The sequence below is a fragment of the Bacillus sp. JJ722 genome (assembly GCF_036963345.1).
Classification (GTDB): Bacteria; Bacillota; Bacilli; order Bacillales; family DSM-1321; genus Bacillus_AD.
Genome location: NZ_JBALMO010000200.1, coordinates 1 through 1,891, shown reverse-complemented (window position 1 = coordinate 1,891; position 1,891 = coordinate 1). Strand labels below are relative to the sequence as shown.

Here is a 1,891-nt window from a genome sequence, read left to right as displayed (position 1 = left end):
ACTTAATGTTGTGTTGTATAAACGATAACAAATGATAAAGAAAGAGTCAATATAATTGAGAATTTAATATTATAATTGAGAATGATTATTAAAACCAAAGATTTTAAGCTTTTATAAAGATAATTCAAACGATAATAATTATCATCTAGTATGTATTACTTTATAATTTTAGCTATACATAAAATCAACTCACATTTTCTTCATACAAAAAAAGCAGCCTCTGGTTGACCATAGGCTGCTTCTTTGATTTCAATGAAAAATCACTTTTGATTTATAGACTTTTTGAAGAATGCTCATTAAGAATAACGATTTTAATTATTTACTAATTTATTCAGTAACTACTTTTCCACTATTAAAGTTCATAAAATAACCTACAATTGCTCCTAAGATTGCTGGAAGAATCCAACCTAAACCTACTGAATAAAGTGGCAACGTAGAAAGAATATTATTAACTGCTTCTACCTTTATTCCAGCTGCATTTAATCCATCAAACAAACTCACTAAGAATGCTAAGGCAAGACTTACAATGTATACTGAAGATCTGCCTTGGAAGAAGCGATGTAAAAATGTTAAAGCAATTAAACAAATTGCTAATGGATATATAGCAACCAATACAGGAACTGAAAAAGCGATCAAGTTCTCTAATCCTACATTTGCAACTACAGTACTAAACATAGAAAGGATGATTGCAAATGTTGTGTATGAAATACTTGGAAGTAATTTATTGAAATAAGCAGAGCACGCTGTTACTAGTCCAATACTAGTTGTTAAGCAAGCTGCAATAACAATTAAACCAAGAATAAGGCTACCATACGATCCAAAGTAATGACCTGATGATGCAGCAAGGATAGACCCACCATTTTCTAACATTCCAATTTCATTCACACTTGATGCACCTAAGTAAGCAAGTCCACCATAGATAACAGCTAGTAATCCAGCTGCAATCATTGCGGATTTAAAACAACTTGATAGGATCTCACTCTTTGTTCTAGCTCCTCGTTCCTTTACTGCATTTATCACAATAATCCCGAAAACAAGTGAAGCAAGTGTATCCATTGTTAAGTATCCTTCTTGAAAACCTTTAAAAAATGAAAATTCTGTATATTTATCGTTCGGAGTAGTAAAATCCCCCATTGGGTTAAAAATAGCAGCTCCAATTAATAAAGCGATAACGATAATTAGCACTGGCGTTAAAATTTTCCCTACAATATCTACAATTTTTCCTGGTTTCAATGAGAAAATACACGTTATAGCAAAGAAAATAATTGTGAAAATGACTAATGGAATACTACTAGTTGTATCGCCTAGTAAAGGTTTAATTCCTACTTCATAAGAAACACTTCCTGTTCTCGGAATAGCGAATAGTGGCCCAATTGTTAAATAAAGAACAGTAGTGAAAACCAATCCAAACATCGGATGTACACGACTAGCCACTGAATATAAATCTCCTTTTCCTGAGAAGCCAATTGCTAATACCCCTAATAGAGGTAGCCCTACTCCTGTCACGATAAATCCAATTGTTGCCGGCCATACATTTGTTCCAGCCATTTGTCCCATTAATACGGGGAAAATTAAATTTCCTGCTCCAAAAAATAATGCAAATAACATAAATCCAATTGCTATAGTAGATGATAAACCATTCTTATTCTGTTTCAAAATACAACCTCCTATATACTTTATTAATCCTATATATCTAAATTTTCTGTTAATATTTTAAAATATTAAATTGAAAATACGATAATTTAGGAATTTTCTGAATATTTTTTCATTTTAGACCAATTTCTTTCTGAAGTTTTTAATTAGACTAAGAAATAATAATATATCTTTAAAATATTTTCAACAGTTTTCACTATTTTTTAATAATTTAAAAGGTTAATCTAAATTTAGATTA

The 1,891-nt window shown here is 30.5% G+C and carries 1 protein-coding gene; it reads right to left on the bottom strand.

The annotated features are described in order from the left end of the window. Window positions 1-327 precede the first annotated feature (327 nt). Window positions 328-1,656: a branched-chain amino acid transport system II carrier protein gene (gene brnQ / locus V7014_RS20685; RefSeq protein WP_335509875.1), complete on the bottom strand. Its 1,329-nt coding sequence runs from the start codon at window positions 1,654-1,656 to the stop codon at window positions 328-330. Window positions 1,657-1,891 lie beyond the last annotated feature (235 nt).